The 23,505-nt window shown below is 70.2% G+C and carries 19 protein-coding genes; 12 read left to right on the top strand and 7 right to left on the bottom strand.

Going from position 1 to position 23,505, the window contains the following annotated elements; translation table 11 throughout:
- Window positions 1-63: 63 nt before the first annotated feature.
- The 4 genes from AC07FA_RS15835 to AC07FA_RS15820 form a co-directional block, all read right to left on the bottom strand.
- Window positions 64-1,188: a CaiB/BaiF CoA transferase family protein gene (locus AC07FA_RS15835; RefSeq protein WP_479075981.1), complete on the bottom strand. Its 1,125-nt coding sequence runs from the start codon at window positions 1,186-1,188 to the stop codon at window positions 64-66.
- A gap of 206 nt (window positions 1,189-1,394) precedes the next feature.
- Entirely contained in the window at window positions 1,395-2,558 is a 1,164-nt protein-coding gene (locus tag AC07FA_RS15830; RefSeq protein ID WP_479075979.1) for an acyl-CoA dehydrogenase family protein, read from the bottom strand.
- Window positions 2,558-4,504, bottom strand: a complete 1,947-nt coding sequence (locus tag AC07FA_RS15825; protein WP_479075978.1) for an AMP-binding protein — start codon at window positions 4,502-4,504, stop codon at window positions 2,558-2,560. Before AC07FA_RS15825 ends, AC07FA_RS15830 begins: the two co-directional genes overlap by 1 nt.
- Before the next feature lie 27 nt (window positions 4,505-4,531).
- Window positions 4,532-5,011, bottom strand: a complete 480-nt coding sequence (locus AC07FA_RS15820) for a MaoC family dehydratase (protein WP_479075977.1) — start codon at window positions 5,009-5,011, stop codon at window positions 4,532-4,534.
- 124 nt (window positions 5,012-5,135) lie between these two features.
- Here AC07FA_RS15820 and AC07FA_RS15815 point away from each other — a divergent pair, with 124 nt between their 5' ends.
- The 9 genes from AC07FA_RS15815 (at window position 5,136) to AC07FA_RS15775 (ending at window position 15,116) form a co-directional block, all read left to right on the top strand.
- Complete coding sequence (locus tag AC07FA_RS15815) at window positions 5,136-5,843, top strand: GntR family transcriptional regulator (RefSeq protein ID WP_479075976.1); 708 nt, start codon at window positions 5,136-5,138, stop codon at window positions 5,841-5,843.
- A 248-nt stretch (window positions 5,844-6,091) separates the two neighbouring features.
- Entirely contained in the window at window positions 6,092-7,537 is a 1,446-nt protein-coding gene (locus AC07FA_RS15810) for a helix-turn-helix domain-containing protein (RefSeq protein ID WP_479075975.1), read from the top strand.
- A 270-nt stretch (window positions 7,538-7,807) separates the two neighbouring features.
- The gene (locus AC07FA_RS15805; protein ID WP_479075973.1) at window positions 7,808-9,199 is read left to right on the top strand and encodes a condensation domain-containing protein; all 1,392 of its coding nucleotides are present in this window, start codon (window positions 7,808-7,810) and stop codon (window positions 9,197-9,199) included.
- 85 nt (window positions 9,200-9,284) lie between these two features.
- Window positions 9,285-10,703: a condensation domain-containing protein gene (locus AC07FA_RS15800; RefSeq protein WP_479075972.1), complete on the top strand. Its 1,419-nt coding sequence runs from the start codon at window positions 9,285-9,287 to the stop codon at window positions 10,701-10,703.
- Window positions 10,704-10,824: 121 nt separating this feature from the next.
- On the top strand, window positions 10,825-12,387 hold the full coding sequence (locus tag AC07FA_RS15795) for an ATP-binding protein (RefSeq protein WP_479075970.1): 1,563 nt from the start codon (window positions 10,825-10,827) through the stop codon (window positions 12,385-12,387).
- A gap of 156 nt (window positions 12,388-12,543) precedes the next feature.
- A complete protein-coding gene (locus AC07FA_RS15790) occupies window positions 12,544-12,951 on the top strand; it encodes a roadblock/LC7 domain-containing protein (protein ID WP_479075968.1) in 408 nt (135 codons plus the stop codon).
- Window positions 12,948-13,295, top strand: coding sequence for a DUF742 domain-containing protein (locus AC07FA_RS15785; RefSeq protein WP_479075966.1), 348 nt, complete (start codon window positions 12,948-12,950; stop codon window positions 13,293-13,295). Before AC07FA_RS15790 ends, AC07FA_RS15785 begins: the two co-directional genes overlap by 4 nt.
- A complete protein-coding gene (locus AC07FA_RS15780; protein ID WP_479075964.1) occupies window positions 13,276-13,899 on the top strand; it encodes a GTP-binding protein in 624 nt (207 codons plus the stop codon). The genes AC07FA_RS15785 and AC07FA_RS15780 overlap by 20 nt, the downstream gene beginning before the upstream one ends.
- On the top strand, window positions 13,896-15,116 hold the full coding sequence (locus tag AC07FA_RS15775) for a cytochrome P450 (RefSeq protein ID WP_479075962.1): 1,221 nt from the start codon (window positions 13,896-13,898) through the stop codon (window positions 15,114-15,116). Before AC07FA_RS15780 ends, AC07FA_RS15775 begins: the two co-directional genes overlap by 4 nt.
- A 161-nt stretch (window positions 15,117-15,277) precedes the next feature.
- Here the strand turns inward: AC07FA_RS15775 and AC07FA_RS15770 are convergent, their stop codons facing one another.
- Both AC07FA_RS15770 and AC07FA_RS15765 read right to left on the bottom strand, forming a co-directional pair.
- Window positions 15,278-16,078, bottom strand: a complete 801-nt coding sequence (locus AC07FA_RS15770; protein ID WP_479075960.1) for an SDR family NAD(P)-dependent oxidoreductase — start codon at window positions 16,076-16,078, stop codon at window positions 15,278-15,280.
- Between the two features lie 81 nt (window positions 16,079-16,159).
- Complete coding sequence (locus AC07FA_RS15765; RefSeq protein ID WP_479075958.1) at window positions 16,160-17,644, bottom strand: aldehyde dehydrogenase family protein; 1,485 nt, start codon at window positions 17,642-17,644, stop codon at window positions 16,160-16,162.
- Window positions 17,645-17,819: 175 nt separating this feature from the next.
- Here AC07FA_RS15765 and AC07FA_RS15760 point away from each other — a divergent pair, with 175 nt between their 5' ends.
- Both AC07FA_RS15760 and AC07FA_RS15755 read left to right on the top strand, forming a co-directional pair.
- The gene (locus AC07FA_RS15760) at window positions 17,820-18,998 is read left to right on the top strand and encodes a low temperature requirement protein A (protein WP_479075957.1); all 1,179 of its coding nucleotides are present in this window, start codon (window positions 17,820-17,822) and stop codon (window positions 18,996-18,998) included.
- 94 nt (window positions 18,999-19,092) lie between these two features.
- The gene (locus AC07FA_RS15755; RefSeq protein ID WP_479075955.1) at window positions 19,093-19,773 is read left to right on the top strand and encodes a GntR family transcriptional regulator; all 681 of its coding nucleotides are present in this window, start codon (window positions 19,093-19,095) and stop codon (window positions 19,771-19,773) included.
- Between the two features lie 20 nt (window positions 19,774-19,793).
- On the opposite strand, the gene AC07FA_RS15750 is transcribed toward AC07FA_RS15755, so the two are convergent.
- A complete protein-coding gene (locus AC07FA_RS15750; protein ID WP_479075953.1) occupies window positions 19,794-21,326 on the bottom strand; it encodes a sigma-54-dependent Fis family transcriptional regulator in 1,533 nt (510 codons plus the stop codon).
- A gap of 373 nt (window positions 21,327-21,699) precedes the next feature.
- Here AC07FA_RS15750 and AC07FA_RS15745 point away from each other — a divergent pair, with 373 nt between their 5' ends.
- Window positions 21,700-23,256, top strand: coding sequence for an aldehyde dehydrogenase family protein (locus tag AC07FA_RS15745; protein ID WP_479075952.1), 1,557 nt, complete (start codon window positions 21,700-21,702; stop codon window positions 23,254-23,256).
- Window positions 23,257-23,505 lie beyond the last annotated feature (249 nt).

Raw genomic sequence — 23,505 nt, 5'->3', positions numbered from 1 at the left:
TCAATAAAATCCTTCATATATGCACTGCGCTCGGTAAGGCGGCCATGGACCGCCCGCCACCCGTCAGCTGCGCCCGGGGTTCCAGTACCGGATCACCTGTCGCACGTCGAGTCGCTCGACGCTCGGGGCCGCCGGGCGGCGGCCGGGCGTTCGGCTGAAGCGCGGGGCCGACGCGGGGTGGAGGACGTCCCCGACGCGTTGGAACAGCCGGCGCACCGCATTGTGCGGATCACCGGCCGCCTCGTCGAACGAGAGGACCGGCGTGACGCACGCGTCGGTGCCGGCGTAGACCTCCGCCCACTCCGCTCGCGTCCTGGACGCGATCGCCGCGCCGATGAGCTCGCGCAGTCGAGGCCAGCCGCTCCGGTCCTCCTGGTCGGGCCAGTCGGCTACGTCCACACCCAGGCGCGCGGTGAAGTCCCGGTAGAAGTCCGGTTCCAGTGCCCCCACCGCGATGTAACCGCCGTCCTTGCACCGATAGGTGTCATAGAACGGTGCCCCGGAGTCGAGGTAGTTCGTGCCCGCCACGTCGTCGTAGAGTCCGGCGGCCCGCAGTCCCTGGAGCTTCGCGGTCAGCAGCGCCACCCCGTCGACCATGGCGGCGTCCAGGACCTGTCCGCGTCCCGAGGTCCGCGCCTCCAGGACGGCGCACACGATCCCGAACGCGGCCAACGTCCCACCGCCCGCGTAGTCGCCGAGCAGGTTGATGGGCGGCCGGGGTGCCTCTCCTTCCCGGGCCATGGCATGCAAGGCCCCTGACATCGCCACGTAGTTGATGTCGTGGCCGGCCGTCTTCGCCATGGGCCCGCTCTGGCCGTAACCGGTAAGGCGGGCATAGACGACGGCAGGGTTCCGCTTCGACACGACGTCCGGTCCCAGGCCGAGCCGTTCGGCCACTCCCGGGCGGTAGCCCTCGACGAAGACGTCGGCGGCCTCGACCAGGCGGAGGACCGACTCCACACCTTCGGGATCCTTCAGGTCGACGGCCACGGTGTCCACCCCGCGGTTCCCCAGGTCGTGCTCCTCCCGCAGGCCGTCGGTCTGGCTCAGGGCGCGGGCGGCCCGGTTAGCCGGCCGCGCCACCCGGACGACGTGGGCACCCATGTCGGCCAGGAGCATGCCCGCGAACGGGACAGGTCCCATGCCGGCGAGGGCGACCACCCGGACACCCTCCAGCGGGCCGCTCATGCGGCACCACCGGCGGCCGAGCCATACCCGTCGCGGTCGCCGTCGTCGCCGCGCGGGCCCTCGTCCCGTAGGCGGATCAGCACATCGCGCATGTGTTCCTCGTGTTCTCTCGTCACCTCGGCGGCCGGCGCGGGCCCGGAGGGCGGGTGCTCTCCGGGGCCGCGCCGGACGGTCGTCTTCCGCGCTCGCCGCGGCCGCCTCATGGCCTAGTAGGCCCTGGGGAGGCCGAGCGCCTTGGTGGAGATGTAGTTGAGCACCATCTCCTGCGAGAACGGGGCGTTGGGCAGCAGGCGAGCCTCCCGCCACAGCCGCTCGACGTGGTACTCCTTGGCGTACGCGAAGCCACCGTGGGTCTGCATCGCGCGGTCGCACGCCTGGAAGCCGGCTTCGGCGCCCAGGAACTTGGCGGCGGCGGCCTCCTTGCCGCAGTTCTGCTCGGCATCGAAGAGCCGGGCTGCGTTCATACAGACGAGCTCGGCCGCCTCCAGGCGGATCCAGGAGTCGGCCAGCGGGTGGGCGACGGCCTGGTTCTTGCCGATCGGCCGGTTGAAGACGATCCGCTCGTTGGCGTAATTGCTGGCCAGGTCGAGTGCGGCGCGCCCCAGCCCGATCCCCTCCATGCCGACCACGACACGCTCGGGGTTGAGGCCGTCGATCAGGTAGCGGAAGCCCTGGCCGACCTCGCCGACGACCTCGTCGTCAGCGACCTCGAGGTTGTCGATGAACAGCTCGTTGGAGTCGATCGCGGCGCGGCCCAGCTTGTCGATCTCGCGGACCGTGATGCGGGAACGGTCGAGATCGGTGAAGAACAGGGTCATGCCGTCGAGCGGCTTGTTCTCGTCTCGCGGCGAGGTCCGGGCGAGGAGCAGGATCTTGTGGGCGTTCTGCGCGTTGGTGATCCAGACCTTCTGCCCGTTGACCACCCAGCCTCCGTCGATCTTCTCGGCCTTCGTCCGGATGCGTGAGGTGTCCACACCGGCGGTGGGTTCGGTGACGCCGAAGGCCATGAGAATCTCGCCCTTGGCGAGCTTGGGCAGGAACTCGCGCTTCATCTTCTCCGAGCCGTACCGGAGGATCGGGGCCGGCGGGAAGACGTAGAAGTGGATGGCCGAACCGCCGCTCATACCGGCGCCCGACTCGGCGATCTCCGTCAGCATGACGGCCGACTCGGCGAGGCCGAGCCCGAGACCGCCGTACTCCTCCGGAATCATCGCGCCGAGCCAGCCTCCGTCGGCGAACGCCTTGACGAACTCCCAGGGGTACTCGTGCTTCTTGTCCTTCTCGCGCCAGTACCCCAGGTCGAAGCGGCGTGCCAGCTCGCGCACGGACTTGCGGATCAGTTCCAGGTCGCTGGACTCGGTCACGGCCATCACTTCTCTCCTCGGTACACGGGAATGTCTTCCAGGGGGGTCATGGGGTCGAGCGACGACATGTCGCCCGGTGGGCTCCCGAGGTGGCGGGCGCGGATGGCACGGCGCATGATCTTGCCGTTCTTGGTCTTCGGCAGTGTTGCCACGATGTGGAGGGCCGGGGCGAAGGAGCGGCCCACGTTGTGCGCCGCGGTGGCAGCGAGGGCCCGCTGGTCGATGTCGGAGTCGGCCGCGACGACGAAGGCGACGACGCGCTGGCCGCGCTGCTGGTCGGGGACGCCGATGACGGCGGCCTCGACGATCCGGCGGTCCTTGAGCAGGGATGCCTCCAGCTCGGCCGGGCCGACCCTGCGGCCGGACACCTTGATGGTGTCGTCGGAGCGGCCATGGATACGCCAGGTGCCGTGGGCGTCGACGGTGGCGAGGTCGCCGTGGACCCAGACGCCGTCCCAGCGGCTCCAGTACGTCTCCACGTAGCGCTCGCGGTCCTGCCAGAAGGCATGGGTCATGCCCGGGAAGGTGTTGAGGACGGCGAGCTCGCCGATCTCGCCGACGGCCGGCCTGCCGTCCTGGTCGAGGACGGCCACGTCGATGCCGGGCAGCGGGCCGTTGAACGAGGCAGGGTCCATGGGGAGGAACGGATAACTGTTGAGGAGTCCGCCCCCGACCTCGGTGCCGCCGCTGTAGTTGATGATCGGCCGACGGCGCTCCCCCACGGTCTCGAACAGCCAGCGCCAGGTCTGCTCGTCCCATGCCTCGCCGGTGGAGACGAACGCGCGCAGGGTCGAGAGTTCACCGAACGAGCCGTCACCGGCCGCCATGAGCGCCCGGATCGCCGTGGGCGCGACGCCCTGCACGGTGACGCCGTTGCGCTCGACGAGCTCCCACATGCGGTTCGGCGTGGGGTGGTTGGGCACGCCCTCGGTGAAGACGACCGTGGCGCCCAGCTGGAGCCCGCCCATGATCAGCAGCGGGCCGACCAGCCAGCCCATGTCGCTGATCCAGGCGATGACGTCCTCGCCGTGCACGTCGAAGCCGTAGCCGAAGTCCGACGCGGCCTTGACCGCCAGCCCCGCGTGGGAGTGGACGATGCCCTTGGGAGCGCCGGTGGTGCCCGAGGTGTAGACGATGGTCAGGGGGTCGTTGGGGTCGGTGGCGACCGTCTCGACCGGGGGCGGGTTCGGGTCGAGCTCGTCCCAGTAGATGTCCCTGCCGTCCTTCATCCCGACGCCGTCGGCGAGGTGGCGGACCACCACGGCGTACCGGACGGAGGGCGCGGACGCCAGTGCCTCGTCGGCCGTCTGCTTCAGCGGCACGCGCTTGCCGCGGCGGGTGGTCCCGTCGGCAGTGACCAGGAGCACCGCCTCCGAGTCCCGCAGCCTGGTGGCCAGCGCCTCGGAGCCGTAGCCGGTGAACGCGGGAACGGACACGGCACCGATCATCGCGCAGGCGAGGAAGGCCACGGTGGCCTCGGGGACGACCGGCAGGAAGAGGACCACCCGGTCCCCGCGCGTGACGCCGAGGCCGGTGAGGTTGGCCGCGAACCGCCGTACGTCCGTGTCGAGCTGGGAGTACGTCAGGCTGCGCCGCTGCCCTCCGTCGCCTTCGTAGACCACGGCCGTCTTCCCGGCCAGCTCCCCCGAGGCGTGGCGGTGCGCGCACACCTCCGCCGCGTTGAGGGCCCCGCCGGTGAACCAACGAGGGAACGGCTTTCCTTCGCTGTCGTCACGGACCCGCTCGAACGGCTTCGTGAAGGTGATGTCGAGGTCCTCGACCGCGGCCCGCCAGAACCACTCGGGGTCGTCGACCGACGCCCGGTGCAGGTCCTCGAGCGTGTCGTAGCCCCAGCGCCGCATGGCGGTCATCAGGCGACTCCGCTCGCGTTCGGCCTCGCCAGGCACCCACACCGGTGTGCTCGACGCGCCGAACAGGCTCATGTTTCGCATACCGACTCCTCTCTCCTCGCCGCGTCCTCAGGAGCCCGCCGTCGTCGCCCGCTCGGCGGCGGACCGCTTGAGCATCAGGCCGACGCGGACCGCGTCACAGACGATCTCGTCGCGCTGGTTGATGCCGAGGTGCCGGAAGGTGACGATGCCGGAGTCGTCGCGGCTCTTCGACTCGCGCTTGTCGACGATCTCGGTACGGACGTGGATCGTGTCACCGTGGAAGACGGGCTTCGGGAACTTGATCTCCTGGAAGCCGAGGTTGCCCAGCGTGGTGCCCTGCGTGGTCTCCGGAACGGTGATGCCCGAGACGAGCCCCAGGATGAAGAGGCTGTTGACCAGCCGCTGGCCGTGGATGCTGTTCCTGCTGTACTCGGCGTCCAGGTGCAGCGGCGCCAGATTCAGCGTCAGGGTGCTGAAAAGGACGTTGTCGGTCTCTGTGACCGTGCGCCGGTTGACGTGCTCGATGACGGCACCGGGTTCGAACTCCTCGAAGTAGAGGCCGGCCATGGGAGGTCCTTTCGCTGTACGTACCAGGCAACGTGAAGATACAAAATATATTATGCATAGGCAAGGGGACGTCGGTGCGGCCCACAGGGGGACGCGGGCGATCACCGGAAGGACGGCAGAACTCATGGCGACCGACCACACGGACAGGGAGCGCGATCGGCCCCGCGGGCGTCAGGCCCTCCCCGCGGAGGTGGCAGGCCACGTACGCGAGCTGATCATCTCGGGAGAGGTACGGCCGGGCGAGTTCCTGCGCATCGAGCGCGTCGCCGAGGCCGTCGGGGTCAGCAGCACACCGGCTCGCGAAGGGCTGCTCGCCCTGAGAAGCGAGGGCCTCGTCCGGCTCGTCCCCCACCGGGGGTTCGTGGTCGCGCCGTTCACCCCGCAGGACGTGCGGGACCTGTTCTGGGTCCAGGCACGGCTCTCCGCCCGACTGGCCGCGCGTGCGGCGCGGCGGATCTCGCCGGCGGGGCTCGCACGCCTTGAGGCCAACCTCGACGCGCACCAGGACGCCGTCGACGCAGGGGCCGCGGAACGCGTCGCCGAACTGGGCCACGCGTTCCACCGCGAGATCAACCTGACGGCGGACTCGCGCCGGCTCGCCCTCCTGCTCGGCTCCGTCGTCAAGCACCTGCCCAATCGCTTCTACGCCGCGATCGAAGGCCAGGTCACCGCCACCCGGACCGAGCATCCACTGCTTCTGGACGCTCTCCGTCGGCGCCAGGCGCACCGGGCGGGCGCACTGATGGAACGCCACATCCTGGCGGGCGCCGACCGGCTCGTCGCCGTGCTCGAGGAGCGCGGGCTGTGGCGCGACGGGGAGGGGGCGCCCTGACCGCGGGGCGGGTCGTGGCACGCCCCGCGGTGGCCGGAGCCCTTCACCCGCCCCGGCTGTTATATTTTATTTCGAGCTTGTTCATGCCAGATGACGGGACGGAAACGCGGGGCGGCGGTGGGCGGATGCGACCGAAGAGCGAGCTGTCATGGACGCGTTCGCACTTATACGGCTCTGCCGTCGGGCCTCCGCCGCTCACCAGCGCTCCGGCAGCCCCCGACAGTCCGCTCGTCCGTGCCGCGCGTCCGGTGCTCGAACAGGCGGGCCGCGAGCTCGACGGTGCTCCGGCGATCCTCGTCCTCGGGGACGCGTCGGCCTCCATCGTCGACATCCAGTACGTGGACGCCGCCGTTCGCAGAAAGATGGACGCCGTGGGGCTCACGATAGGCACCCAGGTCGGCGAGGAGCAGCTGGGGACCAACGCGCTGGGCACCCCCGCGGTCACGGGACGTGAGGTACTCCTGCGCGGACACGAGCACACGGTGCCCGCCTTCAGCGCGTTCGTCTGCTACGGACACCCCGTCGTCCACCCGGTGACACACCGCCTCGAAGGCGTCTTCAGCATCAGCTGCCGCACGGAGGACGAGTACCCCCTGCTGCGACCCCTGGCCCTGCGCGTGGTCCAGGACATCCAGGACCGCCTCCGGCCCGACACGGGCCCCGCGCAGCAGCGGCTCCTCACGGCCTTCCGTACGGCGGCACGCCGTCGCGGACACGCCGTCATGGTGATCGGGCAGGGGCTCGTCCTCTCCACTCCCCCCGCCCTCGACCTGCTCCAGCCTGCGGATCAGGCGGTCATCCGTGCCTGGTCCGAGATGACGCGGCCGCCTGGCGAGGCGACTCTGCGGCTCACGCTGGCCTCCGGTCGGACGGTCCGGCTGCGATGTACCCGGCTCGACGGGGCGGACGGGGTGCTGATCCACATCGTGCCCGAGCAGGACGCCCCGCGCGGTGGCGGCGGAAGCGGCACCGGGGCCGCCCGGCCGCTGCTGATCGTCGGCGAGCCGGGCAGCGGCCGTACGACGGAAGCGCGACGGGCCGCAGGGACCGACGCGAGCACGCTCGACGCGGCGGAGGCCGTCCGCCAGGGCGAACACGCCTGGGCGAGGGCCGCGGAGACGCTGCTGGCGTCGGCGGGCCCGGCGGTGGTCGTGGAGAACCTCCACCACCTCTCCGAACACCTGGTGACGCTGCTCGCTCATCTCCTGGGCGGCGCACGGCGGGACGTCGTGCTCACCACCTCACCGGGCGCCCACCTGGAGACCACGCACGCACCGCTCGTGGCCGTCAGCGCCGCACGCCAGGACCTCGTACCCCTGCGCCAGCGCCGACACGATATCGGCCCGCTGGCGACGAGAATGCTCGCCGACATCACGGGGTCCGGCCGGGTCCGGCTCTCCGCCGACACGGTGCGCATCCTGACCGAACAGCCGTGGCAAGGGAATCTCACGGAATTGCGCAGCGTGGTCCAGATTCTCGCCGCAATTCGTTCGGCAGGAGACATCGTTTCCACAGACCTGCCTTTCTCACACCGTGGCACCCCACCGCCGGCCTCGCCTTTCCGCCAGGCCGAACGCGAGATCATCCTCGCCGCGATCGAGGCCGCGGGCGGGAACAAACTGCAGGCGGCACGCGCCCTCGGCGTGAGCCGGTCCACGCTCTACAACAGGATGCGGGCGCTCCGCATCTTCTGACAGGGACCACCGGTCCACCGAACAGGGCGCCGGGCCCTGGTGCCGGAAATGCACCTGCTGAGCAGAGCTCTGATTCTGTGTGCCCATTTCCCACCGCACCCACGTATATCCGGGGCAGCGGTGTCCAATTCTCTGGACACACACACTCACCATTCCTTCCTACCGTGGACACGCGTTGAAGCGATCACGCCAACCGTCCTCGGAAGTGAGGCCGGTTCAGGCTTGCGAGATCCCCCCCACCAGGTACCGCCCGAGTAGTGAGGCAAGCCCATGAAGTTCCTTGACATGTGGGACCTCGACGTCCGCCCCGGACAGTTGACGGCGTGGCGGCCCAGGAGCAACTCCCCGCGCGCGGAAGGCTGGATCCCCGACAGCCGGCCCGCCTCGTACCTCCAGGAGGCCCATATCCGCGGCGCGCTCCGGCCCGCCGCCGAGGGCGGCCACAGCCCTTCCTGGCTGGCCACCACCTTCGAGCTGCCTGGCCCGCTCGACCCGGACGCCCTCCGGACCGCTCTGCTTGGCTGGGCCGACCGCCACGAGACGCTCCGCAGCCGACTGCAGCCCTCCGCCGACGGGACGGACACCACCCGGCTGGACCGCGCCACCCGGCAGCCCGGCGACGTCGACCTCGTCCGGGAGGACTTCGGCGTCTTCACCGACCCCGCCGCCCTGCGCACCCGGATCGAACGCGTCCTGGACGCTGACACCGACCCGCTGGCCTGGCCGTCGTTCGTGTTCCTCACCGTGGAGCACGGCTCCTCCACCACAGTCTGCGTCGGCCTCGACCACCTGAACGCCGACGGCTATTCCGTCCTCCTGATCGCCTACGAGATAGGCCAGCTCTACGGCGCCGCTCTCGACGGCCGCGATGCCGGCCTCACCCCGGTGGGCAGCTACCTGGACTTCACCGGCCCCGAGCGGGAGGCCGCCGATTCGCTGCACGGTGAGCACGAGTCCGTACGCCGTTGGCGGGAGTTCGTCGAGGAGGGGGACGGGCGGCTGCCCGAGTTCTTCGCCCCGGTGGCCGACGGCACGGCGCACCCCGCGGCCGCTCAGACCGGTGGCCTGGACTGGCTGCTCGACGCCGAGCAGGCGCGGGCCTTCGACCTGGTCTGCAAACAGAAGGGCGGGGACCTCCTGTCCGGCGTCCTCGCCTGTCTCGGCATGGCCGCCCGCAACCGGTACGGCCAGGAACGGTTCCGCACGCTGGTGCCCGTCCACACGCGCACCCAGCGCCGCTTACTCCGTTCGCTGGGCTGGTACGTGGGTATCGCGCCCATCAGCCTGCCGGTGCACGTCGAGGACGGTTTCGGGCAGGTGATGAAGGAAGCGGGCGAGGCTCTTCGGATCGCCCGCCCCCTCGCCGACGTACCCCTGGCCCGGCTCGCCGAATTGCTCGGGCGTCCCCTCGAACCACGGTTCATGGTCTCGTACATGGACATGCGCTGGGTCCCCGGCGCCCGGCGGTGGGCCGACTGGAAGGCGGCGGCGGTGCGCTGCCGCCGCTTCGACGCCCACGAGGTCTACGTGTGGGTCATGCGGACCCACGAAGGCGTCTACCTGAGCTACCGCTTCCCCGACTCGGACCCCGGCCGGGCCACCGTGCCTCCCTACCTGGACGAGGCCCGCCGCCTGGTCCGGCTGGCCGCCGCCGGCCTGTGACGCCCGCTTCACCCGTCCCACCCCCCGAGCCGCGTCCGGGCTTCCCCGTCCCGGCGGCAGCAGCAGCGGAAGGATCCCCTGTCCCATGTTGATGACGTTCCTGAGCGACTACCACCCCCGACCGGGCACACTCGTCGAACTGCGGGTGCCGGAGCACGTGATCGAGAAGGCGAAGCACGCTCCGGTCCACCCCGTGCCGCCGTCCCCCGTCCAGGAGAACCACCTGTTCCGCCGCATCGCCAACGTGGCGGCGGGTCGCCCACAGGCGCCGTGGGTCGGGCTCGCCTTCGACTTACCGGGCCGGGTCGACGCAGACGCGCTGGCCGCCGCGCTGAAGAAGTGGGTGCTGCGCCACGACACCGTGCTCACCTGGTTCTCCGCCGAGCCGGGGGCGGCCGCCGGCATGGGCGAGGTGACCCTGGTGCGGCACAAGGTCGACGCCGAGGACGTGGACATCCAGGCCGTGACGCTCGGCGAGCTGGACTCCGGCGACGCGATCAGGGAGCACATGCGCGAGCAGTTCCACGGGAACACCGATCCGCTGGTCTGGCCGCCGTTCACCGCAGGCGTGGTGCTGCGGGAGTCTTCCTCGACCGTCTACTTCGCTGTCGACCACGCGCACAGCGACGCCTACTCCGTCGTGCTCGTCTTCCACGAGTTGCGGGCGCTGTACCAGGCGGAGGTCGAGGGCGTCGAGGCCGTGCTGCCGGACGCGGGCAGCTACATCGACGCCGGTGCCGAGGAACGCGCTCGGGCCGCCGAGCTCCAGGCGGACTCCGCCGAGGTACAGAGCTGGGTCACGTTTCTGCTCTCCGGCCCGATGCCGTCGTTCCCGCTCGACCTGGGCGTGCCGCCGGGCGAGACGCGCCCCAGCCGCTCCTTCGACCTCGACCTGCTGACCGGTTCCGAAGCCGATGCGTTCGCCAAGGTGTGCCGGCAGCACGGGGCGGGTTTCTCGGCCGGCCTGATGGCCGTGCTGGGCATCCTCCACCGCGAGCTGGCCGGCCGTGCCGAGTACCGCGGGTTCTCCGTGGTGCACACCCGCAACGAGACCCGCTGGCACGCCGCCCAGGGCTGGTTCATCAATCTGGTGCCTGTGGCGTTCCCGCTCGTCGGGAACGGCGGGGACCTGACCCGAGCCGAGATCCTGAACAAGGCCGGTATGGCCTTCCGTACCGCCTGCAAACTGGCGAGAGTTTCCCCGTTGCGGGTGGCCGAGCTCGCCGGCATTCCTCTCCAGGACGACGACTCCTCGGTGCTGCCGATCGTCTCGTACATCGACGGCAGACTCATACCGGGTTCCCGCGACTGGGACGCGAGCGACTGCAACGGCCTGTACGACTCGAGTCCGAGCGACGAGGTCCTGATGTGGGTGAACCGCCGATGGGACCGTACGTACGTCAAGGTCACCCATCCGCACACCCCTGAGGCCGGCGCCAACGTGCCGTACTTCTACGAGCGTTTCAGGCAGCTGGTCCGCGAGTTCGCCCGCGGAATCGAGTGATCCCGCAGGGGACCGCACGGAGGTGCACGGGAAGCCCCATGGCACCAGTTCATCATATTTTATATAGTGCACTCTCATCGGGTCACTCCTGACCGCCAGAGAACGATCGAGGACATCCCGCATGACCGCCTCCCTGCCGAACGGCGAACGCTCTCTCCTGTCCGCCGTCGGTCTGCCCGCTCTCTTCGTGGCCGTGACGGCCGGCCTCGCCGTCACGGCCACGGTCGTGGCGGCACCGAGCGGCTTCCGCATGCCACTGGCCTGGGGTGGCGGAGCCGTCACCCTCTTGCTGAGCGTCTCGGTCGCCGCAGCCGCGCACGGCGTCCGCTCGGCCCGGCACACCCGCCGACGACTGGTCACCGCGAGGCAGGAGGTGGCTCGGCTGAGCAACGAACAGAGCCGTCTCACCGAGGAGTTCGGGCGAGAGCGCGCCGGACTTCTCGAGGAGTTCGGGCGACAGCACATCCAGCTCGTCGAGGAGTCCGCCAGGGCACGCAACCGGCTCGTCGAGGAGCTCACGTCGGTGCGAGCCGGACACTCGGGCGAACTCGTCATGGAGCGCGAGCGGTTCAAGGCCGAACTGGGCAGCCTCACCGAGGAGAACGCCCGCCTCGTCGAACATGCCCGCCGGGCAGCGGCCACCCGGGACTCCACCATCGTCGCCATCGCCGGCGTAGCCGGCCGTCTGCAGGCCCTGTCCACCGCCATGCTCGCCGATCTGCGTGCCATGGAGGAGCGGCACACGGACGAGGACGTACTGGCCGATCTGCTCCGCCTCGACCACAGCACAGCCCAGGGGGGCCGGCTCGCGGACTCGGTCGCCGTCCTGACAGGCGCCCGGTCCGGACGCCGCTGGGCACGCCCCATCAGCATGGAGTCGGTCCTGCGCGGCGCCATGGGCCGCGTCAGCGGTTACCAGCGCATCCGCGTCCACTCCGCCAGCGAGGCGTCGGTCGCCGGACACGCGGCCGAGGGCGTCATGCACGCCTTCGCCGAACTGCTCGACAACGCCGCGAACTTCTCACCGCCCAACGCCGAGGTACACGTCTACGTCGAGGAGGTGCCCACCGGGATCGTGGTCTCGGTGGAGGACGCGGGCCTGGTCATGAGCGACGCACAGCTGCGCCGTGCCGAGCACGCGGTCTCCGGAACGGTCAGCGAGCTGGGCGGGCTCAGCGGCACCCGGCTCGGCCTCACGGTGGTCGGCAGACTCGCTCGCAAGCACGGACTGACCGTCTCCTTCCGTCCGTCCGCCCGCGGCGGAACGAGCGCGCTGGTCATGATCCCGCAGGAGATCCTGACCCGGCATCCGGGGATCGCGCCAGGGGGCCCGGAGCGATCCCCGGCCGCGGACGGCCCGCCTCCCGGTGAACCCCCGGCCCTCGGCGAATTCCCTTACCCGGCCGCCGCCGAACGCCGCCCCCCGCACATCGTCCCGTCCGCCCCGAAAGCTCTCGGCTCCACGACCCCCCTGGCCGGCCCCGCCGCCGGGGGGCTGCCGCGCCGCCGCCGCGGTCAGTCCCTCGCCGCGGCCGACGCGAGTCGCACCCGCGCTGCCGACGAACGGACCGGTCAAACGCCCGACCCCAGCACCCGCGCCGTCCGCTTCGGCAGCTTCCGTCAAGGGTTCCGCGGCACGCCCCCGCCCGAGAAACCCGGGACACCCGAGAGGGCCGGCCACTGAGGCACCCGCCCACTGAGCGGTGTCCCGCCGATCGCGCCGCACTCATGTCGCCCGGCTCCGGACCCCGACGCCGGACGCCGGCCCAGTCCGGCCGCAGAGACTCCCCGAACCGGCGGCACCGCCCCACCCCTCCCACCCGGAAGGCAATCGCACGCCATGCCCCTCTCCACCACCGCCGATCAGAGGCTGACCTGGCTCATCGAGGGCCTGCTGGAGCGCACCCCCGGCGCACGGCACGCTCTCGTGTTGTCCCGGGACGGCCTGAAGCTGTGCCGCACGCCCGGTCTCTCCGGGGATCAGGCCGACCATCTCGCCGCGATCTCGGCCGGCATCCAGGCCCTGTCCCACGGTGCGTCCATCGAGTTCGGCGACGGCAGCGGTGGGGTGCGCTCCTCCATGACCGAGTTCTACGGCGGGGTCCTCTTCCTCGTCGAGGCCGGTCACGGCGCCCATCTCGCCCTGATCACCTCGGAGGAGGCCGACGCCGGACTCGCAGGGCACAACATGAACGAACTCGTCGAGCAGCTCGGCGAGCACCTGACGGCACCCCCGCGCGCGTCATGAGCCGCCCGGGCCGTGACGACTCGCCCGACCGGCTGTACATGCTCACGGGTGGGCGCAGCCAGGCCGACTCGGCGCGCCGTTTCGACCTGGTGACCCTGGTGGTCGCCGAATGCGCTCCGTCGCCCGGCATGCAGTCGGAGCACGCCGCCATCCTGCGGATGTGTGACCACCCGGCCGCGGTCGTGGAGATCGCTGCCGGACTGCGGCTGCCCGTGAACATCACGAAGATCCTGCTCTCCGACCTCCTTGTCGCCGGCCGGGTGAGCGTCCGCCACCCGCGCGCAACCGCACTGCCCGACCCCCAGATCCTGGAACAGGTGCTCGTTGGACTCCGTAATCTCTGACATCCGCACGCCCCTCGGCAGCCAAGCCGACAACGGCCTGAAGATCGTGATCGTCGGCGGCTTCGGCGTGGGCAAGACCACGCTGGTCGGATCGGTGAGCGAGATCCGTCCGCTCAGCACCGAGGAGACCATGACCCGGGCCGGCGAGGAGGTCGACGACGTGACCGGCATCCGAGGCAAGTCCGCGACCACGGTCGCGTTCGATTTCGGCCGCATCACGCTGGACGAGCGCAACGTGCTGTATCTCTTCGGCGCACCGGGGCAGCAACGGTTCTGGTTCCTGTGGGACCGGCTGTTCGCCGGCGCACTGGGCGCGGTCGTCCTGGTCGACACCCGGCGCATCGGCGACTCGTGGTACGCCATCGACCGACTGGAGCGCCTGGGCCTGCCGTTCGTCGTCGCATGCAACGACTTCGGCGGCCCGCGCCACTCGGCGGCCGAGGTACGCGAGGCCCTCGACCTCGACCCGTACGTACCGCTGGTCGACTGCGACGCACGCGCGCGCGAGTCCGGCAAAGAGGTGCTGATCGCCCTGGTCGAACATGTGCGGCGTCTTCTCACCGCACCTACCCGTACGTCTGACTCGGACGAGGAGCTGGTGTGACCCTTCCCCCCGTACCCCTGAGCGGGCCGCGGTTCCAGACGGAGCCGGCGGCCCTCTACCGGGAGATGCGGCGCGACCACGGTCCGGTGGTACCGGTCGTGCTCGACGGTGGCGTACCGGCGTGGCTGGTGGTCGGCTACCGCGAGCTGCACCAGCTCACCGCCGACCCCGCGCTGTTCAGCCGCGACTCCAGGCTGTGGAACCAGTTGGGCGCCGTCCCCGACGACTGGCCGCTGCTGCCGGTCATCCTGCGCAGGATTCCGTTGGGTGAGCCTCCCACCGCGGACCGGATACGGGAGCGCGCACGGGTGAGCAACCACGCTCTGGAAGGCGTCGGTCTCGTCGAACTGCGCGCTGTCACCGAGCGGTTCGCCGACGAGCTGATCGACGCGGTGTGCGGTGAGGGCCGGGCGGACCTCACCGCGGACTACGCCGTACAGCTGCCGCTGCGGGTCATCGCGGCCCTCTGCGGCTTCTCGCAGGAGCAGGGGTCCGGACTGGTCACCGCCCTCGCCGAGGTGATGGACGGACAGGAGCGGGCGAACAGCGGTCTGGACCATCTGATCGCCTCCACGGCCGAGCTCCTGGCGGCCCGCAGGGCACGTCCGGCGGACGACATGATGTCGCGGATGCTCGCGCAGGGCCGCGGGTTCAGCGATCAGGAGCTGATCGAGACCCTCCTGGAGAGCGTGGTAGCGGGCCACCAGTCCACCGCCGACTGGATCGGCAACTCGCTGCGGCTGATGCTCACGGACGAGCGCTTCGCGGCGTCCCTCTTCGGTGGCCGCAGCAGTGTCTCGGAGGCGATGAACGAGGTTCTCTGGGAGGACACGCCCCTGCAGAACTGGCCCGGCCGCTGGGCGACGTGCGACACCCATCTCGGCGGCCGGCGCATCCGCGCCGGCGACCTGCTGCTGCTCGGCATCCAGGGCGCCAACCACGATCCCCACGTACGCGCCCCGGGCATCGCACCGACCCGTGGCAACAACGCGCACTTCTCCTTCAGCCACGGTGAGCACCGCTGCCCGTTCCGGGCGCAGGAGATGGCCGAAATCATCGCGGGAACGGCCATCGAGGTGATCCTGGACCGGTTGCCGGACATCGACCTGGCCGTGCCGGCCGAGACCCTCACGCGTCGCCCGTCGGCCTGGCTGCGGGGCCTGACGACACTGCCGGTGGTGTTCACGCCGACTGCTCCCCTGCGCCCCTCGCCCTGACGCAGGGCGAAGCCCCCCACAAGAGCGTCCGACGTCGGCCCGGGCCGATGTCGGACGCTCTTTCCGTACGGTCCCGCCTCCTCCGGAGACACATCGACGCGGGCCGGGCGCCCCTCAGGTGCGCTCAGCCCGCGTCGTGGTGGCGGTGGTACGGCTCCGGGTCAGATCATGGCGCCGCGGAGCGTCCGGCCTCCGTCGACGACGACCTGGGTGCCGGTCATGTACGAGGCGAGGTCGGAGGCGAGGAACAGGACCGCCTTCCCGATCTCGTCCGAGGCGCCCATACGCCCCATCGGAACGCTCTGCGCGAAGTGCGCGAGCACGCCGTCGTCGAGCGGGCCGAGCCCGGGGGTCAGGATGCCGCCGGGGGCGACGTTGTTGACCTGGATGCCGTGGGGCGCGAGCTCCAGGGCCATCGTCTTGGTCAGGCCGACGACGCCGTGCTTGGAAGCGCCGTAGTGGGCCATGCCCTCCAAAGACGGGGTCAGGGACTCGATGGAGGAAACCGTGATGATGCGGCCGCCGCGGCCCTGCTCGACCATCTGCCGTGCGGCGGCCTGTGAACAGGCCATGACGCCCAGAAGGTTGACCTCGAGCGTGCGCCGCGCGAGGTCGAGGCTCGTCTCCAGGAAGGGCGAGATCTTGTAGATGCCCGCGTTGTTCACCTGGATGTCCAGGCCGCCGAAGGAATCGACGGCGGTACGCACCATGGCCGCCGCGTCGTCCGCGCTGCTGACGTCGCCGACGGCGGCCCGGATCCGGTCCGAGTCGAACTCCGAGGCGGCCCGTACCGCCGCCGCCTCATCGACGTCCGCGATCACGACGTTCGCACCGGCCTCGTGGAGGCGTCGCACTATGCCGAGGCCGATGCCCATGGCACCACCGGTGACGAGGGCGGTCTTGCCGCTCAAGTCCATCAGCTCACCGATGGACACCGAATCAGAAGGGGAAGAAGTGGTCATAGCTCATGGATATCATGCATTAAATATTATCTCTATAGAGTTCCCATGCCACTTTCTCCACGGCCTGGACCGAAGCCCGTCTCAGCTGTCGAGCAGGGTCACGAGGGACTTGGTCTCCAGGTACTCCTCGACCGCTTCGGGACCGTTCTCCCGGCCCCAGCCGGACTGCTTGTAGCCGCCGATGGGCATCTGCACGCCCCCGGCGCGGTGCACGTTGATCCCGATCCGCCCGGCCCTGAGCCTGCGGGCGATCGTGTGGGCCCTTGCGACGTCCCTGGTCCACACACTGCCCGCCAGCCCGTAGACCGAGTCGTTGGCCCCGGCGACCGCCTCGGCCACCTCCGTGAAAGGCATCGCGGCCAGGACCGGCCCGAAGATCTCCTCACGAACCACGTCCATCGACGGGTCGACATCGGCCAGAACCGTCGGCTCGTAGAAGTATCCCCTTCCCTCCACCTGCCGGCCTCCGCCCACCAGCCGGGCACCGGCCTTGACGGCGCCGGCCACATGGCGGCTCACCCGGTCCAGGTGCCGGTGCGAGATGAGCGGCCCGAGGTCCACGTCCGGCTCGGTGCCGTAGCCGATCCTGAGGGACCGGCCGTATGCGGCCACCCCCTCGACGACCTCCTCGAAGACGTCCCGGTGTACGAAGAGGCGCGTCCCTGACGTACAGATCTGGCCGGTGTTCCAGAAGACGCCCATGGCGACGCCCGGAATCACCTGGTCCAGGTCCGCGTCCGGCAGCACGATCACCGGGGACTTGCCCCCCAGTTCAAGCTGAAGCTTCTTCAGGTTGCCTGCCGCCGCCGCCTCGACGACCATGCGGCCCACCTGGGTGGACCCGGTGAAGCTGACCTTGTCGACGTCGTGGTGCGCCGCCAGCGCCGCGCCCGCGGGGGCCTTGCCGGTCACCACGTTCACCACACCGTCGGGCACCCCGGCCTCCAGAAGCAGCTGCCCGATCGCCAGAGTCGTCAGCGGCGCCTCCTCCGACGGCTTGACCACACACGCGCACCCCGCCGCCAGTGCGGGCGCCAGTTTCTGGGAGGTCGCGATCATCGGCGCGTTCCAGGGGACGATCATGCCGACAACGCCGACCGGCTCCTTGAGGGTCACTCCCTGGAAGCGACGTCCGGCGGGGCCGATCTCGACGCTCCTGCCGTGAATCTTGTCCGCCCAGCCGGCGAAGTACCGGAACTGGTTCACCGCCTCACCCAGCATCGCCCGCGCCTGAGGCACGGGCATTCCCACGTCCAGGCTCTCCAGGCGGGCAAGTTCGTCGGCGTTGGCCTCAAGGAGTTCGGAGACGCGCCACAGGACCACCGCCCGCTGGGCGCCGGAGAGCCGCAACCACCGCTCGTCCTCGAAGGCCCGCCGGGCTGCCCGCACCGCCCCGTCAACGTCTTCGTCCCCTCCCTCCGGAACCCGAGCCACCACCTCGCCCCTGCCGGGGTCCACCACCGAGAAGGTCCGTCCGGACCGCGCCGGGATCCATGCGCCGTCCACCAGCATGCGCCCCGGCTCCACCAGGGGGTCGAGCTTCTGCATCGCGCCGTCGACCGTCACGTCCACGCTCCCTCGGTATCCACCCCTCACCGGACACCGGGTCGCGATAAAAGCGGTGGTGATTAATATTTTGTATATTATGTGTTACGGGCCAGCGCCCCGGCAACCCCCGTTGCGGGAAACATGCCGTCCCGGCTCCCCTTCCGGCGCGTCCCGACGACCTATCGTGAGCCGCATGCCCCACAGCAGCACCCCCCAGGAGCAGGCGACCCGGAGGCAGGTCTCCCCCCTGGAGCTCTTCTTCGACCTGGTCTTCGTTTTCGCCGTCTCCCAGCTCGCCCACCACCTGATCACCCATCTGACCTGGCGGGGCGCTGTCGAGACCGCCGTACTGCTGGTGGCGGTCTTCGGTGTCTGGGCGTTCACCAGTTTCGAGGCGACCCTGCTCGACATCGCCCGGCCGCGGACCCGGCTCACCGTGCTCACCGTCATGGGTCTCGGTCTCTTCATGAACGCGGCCGTCTCCCGCGCTTTCGCCGGTTCCGCCTGGATGTTCGTGGTGCCGCTGCTGCTGATCATGCTCAGCGTCCAGGGCCTGGCGGCACTTACAGCCCCCACTCACGGGATGCGCGGTCACTACCAGCGCGGCCTGGTGTGGACGGCGGTCTCCGCTCCGCTGTGGATCACAGGCGCGGCCCATGCCCCGGGCACGCGGCTGTGGTGGTGGGCCGCGGCCGCGCTGATCGACCTGACCGGAACCTGGCTCGCCCATCCGCTGCCCGGCCGGGTCTTCCGTTCCGCGCACCTCGACTTCGACGCCGAGCACATGCTCGAAAGGCTCCGGCTCTTTCTGATCATCCTGCTCGGCGAGACCGTCCTCACCATCGGCCGCACGATGTCGGCGACGACCGTCGACGTCCCGACCGTCCTGGCCTTCGTCGGGGTCTTCGTCGCACTGGTCTGCCTGTGGGCGTCGTACTTCGGCGGCGGCGAGGACGTCGTCGCCATGCACATCGCCCTCACCAGTGACCCCATCCGTTCGGTCCGTTGGGGTATCAACGCGACATACGGCTCGCTGGCCGGCCTCGTCGCCGTCGCCGTCGCCGTCGAACTCCTCATCTCCCACCCTCGCGAGCAGGGCTCCGTCTCACTGGCCCTGGTCCTCTTCGGTGGCCCAGCCCTCTATCTCGCCTCCCAGGCCTGGTACTACCACGTCACCACCCGACAGGCTTGGGCCGAGCGCCTCGTGGCCTGCGCCGCGTGCGTCGTTGCCGCCGTCGTCTGCCCGTGGCTGCCTTCCCTCGTCTCGCTCGCGCTGCTCGACGTGATCCTGGTGACGACGGCCTTCGTCCTCTCCGGTGTGCACCGTCGCCTGACGGCCACGCTCAAGAGCGCCGTCGGCGCTCCGCACTGAAGCTCTCCCCGTCACCGTCCGAGGTCAGGCCTGATGCGGTCGGCTATATGATGTGTGGACGAAAGATCAACGGGCACAGGCGAACGGGGCACTCATGGCGCGCGGCGATTCCAAGCGGCAGCAACTCTCGGAAGAGGTGGCGAGCTACGTACGCGAGCTCATCATTTCCGGCAAGGTGCGGCCGGGTGAGTTCCTGCGCATGGAACCCATCGCCGAGGCCGTCGGCGTCAGCAACACCCCGGTCCGCGAGGGGCTGCTCGCCCTGAGCAGCGAGGGCTTCATCGAGCTGGTCCCCCGCCGCGGCTTCGTCGTCACCCCCTTCACCCCCCAGGATGTGCGCGACCTGTTCTGGGTCCAGGCCCAGCTCGGCGGCGAACTGGCCGCCCGGGCCGCCAAGAACATCACCCCCGAGCAGCTCGACGGGCTAGAGGCGATCGTCAAGAAGCAGGAGGCGGCCGCCACGGCCGGTGACGAGGACGCCATGGTCGAGTACGGCCACGACTTCCACCGCCAGATCAACCTCGCCGCCGACTCCCACCGCCTCGCCCTGCTGCTCCGCTCCGTCGTCGGACACCTGCCGAACCGCTTCTACATCTCCATCGAGGGCAGGGCGGCAGCCACCCGCGAGGAACACCCCCTCATCGTCGAAGCGCTTCGGAGGGGCAGCGGCCGCATGGCCCGCACACTCATGGAGCAGCACATCCTGGAAAGCGCCGATCACCTCATCGAGACGCTGGAGGCCCGTGGGCTCTGGCAGGAGGACGTCGCGTCCTGACGTGGCGTCTCGGCGAGGAGTCAGGTAATGCGCAACGCCCGCATCCGGTTGTAGAGGGTTGACCGGCTCACGCCCAACGCGCGGGCCGCCTGGAGCTTGTTCCCGTCGGCCGCCTCGATCGCGGCGACGATGACCTCGCGCTCCGCCTGCCGGAACGGAGAAGCGGGCACGGGTACACCCCGGTGCGAGGCAGGCAGGTCGGACGGAACGATGTCGCCCGCGGAGCGGGTCCCGGCGACCGTCTGGATCACCCGCCGCAGTTCGGCGAGGTTGCCAGGCCATGGCTGCGTCGCGAGCACTCGCAGGCTGTCGGCGGTGAGCCGGGAGCGGCCGGGCCCGCTCAGGTCGGCCAGCATCTGCACCGCCAGCCGGGGCACCTCGTAGGGCCGGCGGCGCAGCGGGATGAGGTCACGGCGCGCGTTGCACAGCGCGACCAGCGAGGCGTGTGCCACGTCCAGGTGTTCGCCGGGAGTCGACGTCAGTACCGTCCTGCGCCGGGTATGGCGCAGGCGGTCCGCGAGCAGCGCCGTGACCGGCTCGGACAGGAGCTGGATGTTCTCGACGATCAGTGGCGGACCCTGGCACGTCAGCAGTCCGGTCATGCCCGTGATCCACGCCTGCTCCCCCGCCCGGAGGACATCCGTCGCGTCCAGGGTGCTCGCGTCCGGCCCGACGGCCTCCCGCGCCTCGGTGGTTCGTCCGCTGCCCGGCTCGCCCACGACGAGCAGCGGCCAGCCGAGCGTCACCTCGGCGCGGTTCGCGCGGGAGGGCACAGCCTCATCCGGGACGATGTCGACCAGCACGCCGTCGGCACCGTCCACCGGCATACATCGCAGGGTGACCGTACGGCCGGAGAGCAGGGGCAGCTTGTATGTTGCACCGCCATTGCCCGAGGTCCCCTCCGCGCACGCCTGCACCGCGGCGTGGTCGGCGGGTTCCAGCAGGGCGAGGGCCGGCGGAGTGGCGAGGACGAGGCCGTGCCCCACCACGAGGACCCGTCGGCGGGGGTTGCAGGACACCTCTTGGAACGCCGCGAGCAGCCGCTGCTGGTGACGGGTCGCATCGAGCATCATGCGCTCCCCGATATCGCGCACCATCCGCCGTACGAACGGGCGGATCAGCGAATGCTCGTGCCCCTCGATGCCGCCGAGGTTGAGGACACCCTCGAGCCGACGGGTGATCGGGTGGACGACCGGATGTCCGTAACAGGCGAACCGACGGAACGCCTCCATGAAGTGGTCCTCCCCCCGGACCGTCAGCGCCTGCCGGGTCTCCAGCGGGGTGCCGACGGCGTTGGTGCCCACCTGGTCCTCGCCGAGTTGCACCCCCAGGACGAGCCCGGCCCCGTCGATCACCCCGCGCGTCGACCTGTCCCCGCAGTGGATGGACATCAGGCGCGCATCTCGGTCGGCCAGGACGAGGGCCAGAGAGGTGTCGGCCAGCTCCACCCTCGCCTGTTCGAGGACGGGGCCGGCGGCGCGGACCAGACCGCTGGCCTTGGCCATCGGCCCTTCCACGAGCCTCGGACTGTCGTCCTCGCGCAGACCGTTCATCCGCGACCTCGTCCACGAGGACTCGATATCGGAACTGCGCGGTCCCCTACTGGCTTGCGGCAAAGTGGCGTACACGCGGGCCTCCTCTGGTCCGTTCCCCGTACCCCGGTGCGGGGCAGGCACCAGACCCGCCCTGCCCCGGTCGGCACATTGGAACCGGCGCATCCCTCCCTGGGAAGGTCCGGAACCGGAAGTGTCCAACAATCTGTACACCTCGCCGCGGGCGCCCGGGAGGAATCCGGTCATCGGTGGACCGCGCCGACGGCACCCCTCGACTGTCCAGCTTCTTGGACATCGCAGCGTCGGATTCTTTCCTAGCGTGTGGTCGAAGCCGCCGACGCCACGCTCGACGGCACGATTCAGACAGGAGCGCATGGTGGCCACTGTGATGACCGAAGGTCCCGCCTCGGACCGGGAAGGCATCCCGCACTACCGCATGTTCATCGGTGGCGAATGGATCGACGCGGACGAGCGGTACGAGCTGATCAACCCCGCCACCGAGGAACGGGTCGCCACCGCCGCCAAGGGCGACACCTCACACGCGGACGCGGCGGTCGCCGCCGCCAAGCAGGCCTTCGAGGAAGGGACATGGCGCAACACGCCCCCGTTGGAGCGCGCCGCGGTCCTCGATCGCGTGGTCGCGGCGTTCAGCGCGCGGATGGACGAGTTCGCGGAGCTCGGTTCCCGCGAATGCGGTTTCCCGCTGCGCCTGTCGCAGGCCATCTGTGTCGGCTTCCCTCTCATGCACATGCAGCACTACGCGGACCTGACCCGCACGTACGCCTGGGAGCGTCCCGGCCCGGTCACCGGCATGGTGCTGAGCACCCAGCTCATCCGCCGGGAGCCGATCGGCGTCTGCGTCGGCATCGTGCCGTGGAACTTCCCGCTGATCATCGCGGTGTGGAAGACGATGCCCGCCCTCGCGGCCGGTAACAGCGTGGTGCTCAAGGTCGACGAGAAGACGCCCACCGCGGCTCTGGAGCTGGCCGCGATGCTGCGCGACGCCGGGCTTCCCGCCGGCACGTTCAACGTGGTCACCGGCGACGGGGAGACGGTGGGCGCGCACCTCGTCCAGCACCCGGACGTCCGGAAGGTCTCGTTCACCGGCTCCACCGCGGTCGGCCGGCAGGTGATGCGCGACGCGTCGGACACCATCAAGCGGGTCACCCTCGAACTGGGCGGCAAGGGACCCAACATCATTCTCGACGACGCCGATCTGGATGCCGCGGTCGACGGCTCGATCTACGGATTCCTGCTCCACGCCGGTCAGGCGTGCGAGTCCGGCACCCGGCTGCTGCTGCCGGCTTCCCTGCACGACGAGTTCGTGGAGCGGTTGACGGCCCGCCTGAAGACGCTGAAGATGGGCGATCCGCTCGACCCGACGACCGACATCGGCCCCGTCATGTCGCTCGTCCAGCGCGACCGGATCCTCGGGTACATCGAGAGCGGCAAGAAGGAGGGCGCCACCGTGGTCCACGGCGGTGGTTCGCCGACCGGCCCGGCCCACGAGAAGGGCTTCTGGGTCGAGCCCACCGTCTTCACCGGTGTCCGCAATGACATGTGCATCGCGCGCGAGGAGATCTTCGGCCCGGTGCTGTCGGTGATCTCGTACGACTCCGTCGACGAAGCCATCAAGATCGCCAACGACACGGAGTACGGCCTGTCCGCCGGCGTGTGGAGCCAGGACGTGCCTCGCGCGCTGGAGGTGGCCCGCCAGCTCCAGGCCGGCTCGGTCTGGATCAACGACTGGCACAACATCTCGCAGCACATGCCGTTCGGCGGCTTCAAGCAGAGCGGTGTGGGCCGCGAGCTCGGCGCGGACGCCCTCGACGAGTTCACCGAGCAGAAGGCCATCACGATCGACCTGACGGGTCGTGTCGAGCGCCGCGCCTACGGACTGGTGCTCGGCACCCCGCCGGCCAATTCCTGAGGAAGCAGGCGGTGTTTGTCGTCGTGTCCACGGCGAACCCCTTGTGAGTCAGGCGAGTTGACGACAGCGTCACACCAGGGAAGTCCGTCCCTTCGGAGTGAGCAGTCGCCCGACTTCCGACCGAGATCCGGCGAGGAGGGGGGGGGGGGGGGGGGAGGGGGGGGGGAAGGGGGGGGGGGGGGGTGGGTGGGGGGGGGGGGGGGGTGGTGGGATGCAAACAGGGGGGCCGCACGAGCAGACTCCAGCAAG

It is taken from the genome of Streptomyces sp. NPDC045968 (genome assembly GCF_056430475.1).
Note: the sequence above shows the minus strand (reverse complement) of the source record. Positions and strands in the feature narration are given on the sequence as shown.

Coding starts and splice junctions, on each gene's coding strand:
- AC07FA_RS15835 (WP_479075981.1), bottom strand. CDS start 1,188: ATGAGCGGCCCGCTGGAGGGTGTCCGGGTGGTCGCCCTCGCCGGCATG.
- AC07FA_RS15830 (WP_479075979.1), bottom strand. CDS start 2,558: ATGGCCGTGACCGAGTCCAGCGACCTGGAACTGATCCGCAAGTCCGTG.
- AC07FA_RS15825 (WP_479075978.1), bottom strand. CDS start 4,504: ATGCGAAACATGAGCCTGTTCGGCGCGTCGAGCACACCGGTGTGGGTG.
- AC07FA_RS15820 (WP_479075977.1), bottom strand. CDS start 5,011: ATGGCCGGCCTCTACTTCGAGGAGTTCGAACCCGGTGCCGTCATCGAG.
- AC07FA_RS15815 (WP_479075976.1), top strand. CDS start 5,136: ATGGCGACCGACCACACGGACAGGGAGCGCGATCGGCCCCGCGGGCGT.
- AC07FA_RS15805 (WP_479075973.1), top strand. CDS start 7,808: ATGAAGTTCCTTGACATGTGGGACCTCGACGTCCGCCCCGGACAGTTG.
- AC07FA_RS15800 (WP_479075972.1), top strand. CDS start 9,285: ATGTTGATGACGTTCCTGAGCGACTACCACCCCCGACCGGGCACACTC.
- AC07FA_RS15795 (WP_479075970.1), top strand. CDS start 10,825: ATGACCGCCTCCCTGCCGAACGGCGAACGCTCTCTCCTGTCCGCCGTC.
- AC07FA_RS15790 (WP_479075968.1), top strand. CDS start 12,544: ATGCCCCTCTCCACCACCGCCGATCAGAGGCTGACCTGGCTCATCGAG.
- AC07FA_RS15785 (WP_479075966.1), top strand. CDS start 12,948: ATGAGCCGCCCGGGCCGTGACGACTCGCCCGACCGGCTGTACATGCTC.
- AC07FA_RS15770 (WP_479075960.1), bottom strand. CDS start 16,078: ATGACCACTTCTTCCCCTTCTGATTCGGTGTCCATCGGTGAGCTGATG.
- AC07FA_RS15760 (WP_479075957.1), top strand. CDS start 17,820: ATGCCCCACAGCAGCACCCCCCAGGAGCAGGCGACCCGGAGGCAGGTC.
- AC07FA_RS15755 (WP_479075955.1), top strand. CDS start 19,093: ATGGCGCGCGGCGATTCCAAGCGGCAGCAACTCTCGGAAGAGGTGGCG.
- AC07FA_RS15750 (WP_479075953.1), bottom strand. CDS start 21,326: ATGAACGGTCTGCGCGAGGACGACAGTCCGAGGCTCGTGGAAGGGCCG.
- AC07FA_RS15745 (WP_479075952.1), top strand. CDS start 21,700: ATGGTGGCCACTGTGATGACCGAAGGTCCCGCCTCGGACCGGGAAGGC.